Genomic DNA, 1,601 nt, shown 5'->3' on the forward strand with positions numbered 1-1,601 from the left:
TTTTAAACCATCCTAATCTTCCTTCAGTCTTGTCTTATGGTACTTTGGCTGCTTAAAAACTGTCCGGAGTATTGTTAGTGTAGAACAGTTATAGTTAACTTGGGAAAAATGGATGCAAATGTTGTTGCCTCTATCAAACTCATTGCTTTTGAGCGTTCGAGTCGGGCTGCACCTGAGTATCAATCGAGATCCTTTTTGCCGATCGCACAACTCGGAACTCTTCTCGAAGTGTATAATCTAGGAGCAAACTACTATTATTTGAGCTGGCAAATAAACATTACATGAGTCCGGGAGGTGAAAATACTCATAAACTCGCTTGTATCAGAGCTGCTACGTGCTGAAGAGTCTCTATAATATACTATGGTTTTTTGCCATTACCTACTTGATGACTAATGAGTAATGACTGAGGACTACTTACTAATAACGAACAATCTATGAAAATTGTCTTTTTTGGCACTCCCGATTTTGCTGTTCCTACTTTATCCAGTTTGCTAAGTCACCCAGAATTTGAGGTTGTGGGTGTGGTGACTCAGCCGGACAAACGCCGGGGAAGAGGGAATCAATTGATGTTTTCACCTGTAAAAGATGTGGCTTTAAATCACAGTCTCCCGGTTTGGCAGCCACGCCGAATTAAGAAGGATGCGGAAACGCTTGCTAAGTTGCGGGAAGCGGAGGCGGATGTGTTTGTGGTGGTGGCTTACGGCCAAATTCTGTCTCAAGAAATTCTGGATATTCCTAGTTTGGGTTGCGTTAACGTTCACGGTTCAATTTTGCCGAAGTATCGCGGTGCCGCGCCGATTCAGCGCTGTCTTTTTGACGGGGAAAAGACAACAGGAATTACTACTATGCTGATGGATGCTGGGATGGATACTGGGGCGATGCTGTTGAAGGCTTTTGCTGGTATTTCGCTGTTGGATAATGCTGATTCTTTGGCGGATAGGTTGGCGGAAGTTGGGGCGGATTTGTTGGTGGAAACTTTGGTGAAATTGAGAGACGACCAAATTGAAGCTGTTGTTCAAGATGATGCTGAGGCGACTTACGCACCGATGATTAAGAGTGCGGATTATGTGCTGGATTGGTCGAAAAGTGCGATCGACCTTCACAATCAAGTTAGGGGCTTTTTCCCGGATTGCACGACGACTTTTCGCGGCAATTCTCTGAAGGTGATAGCTACTGTGCCCGTCGGGCCGGAATATTGGCTGCAAATGCCAGCGGATTTGAGAGTTTTGGAACGCGAATGGCCTGTTTTAGCCCAGTTGTCGGGCGCCAATGGGGAAGTTGTCAAGGTTGTAAAGGGCTTGGGGGCGATCGTCCAAACCGGTGATGGTTTATTATTGTTGCGGGAGGTGCAGTTGGCGGGGAAAAAGGTGCAGTCTGGGGTGGATTTTGCCAATGGAACTCGTTTAGTTGTAGGGGAATTTTTTGGGAATGCGGGAGTTACAGATTAGATAGAATCTCGAAGGGTTTGTGATATGAGATCTGAGGAAGAAAAGATATGTAATTTGATAGTCCAGTATAGTTTATAAGCAGGGCTATTTCATTCTAAACAGCTTCTTCAAAACGTCTAGACCATAGCCCGCGAGCCGTTGTGCCTGTGCCAT

1 protein-coding gene is annotated in these 1,601 nt (G+C 45.4%); it reads left to right on the forward strand.

Annotated elements, in window-relative coordinates:
- The first annotated feature begins 434 nt into the window (after positions 1-434).
- Positions 435-1,448, forward strand: a complete 1,014-nt coding sequence (fmt, locus tag QUB44_RS30820; RefSeq protein WP_333373707.1) for a methionyl-tRNA formyltransferase — start codon at positions 435-437, stop codon at positions 1,446-1,448.
- The last annotated feature ends 153 nt before the right edge of the window (positions 1,449-1,601 follow it).

It is taken from the genome of Microcoleus sp. AT3-D2, assembly GCF_036705715.1.
GTDB lineage: Bacteria > Cyanobacteriota > Cyanobacteriia > Cyanobacteriales > Microcoleaceae > Microcoleus.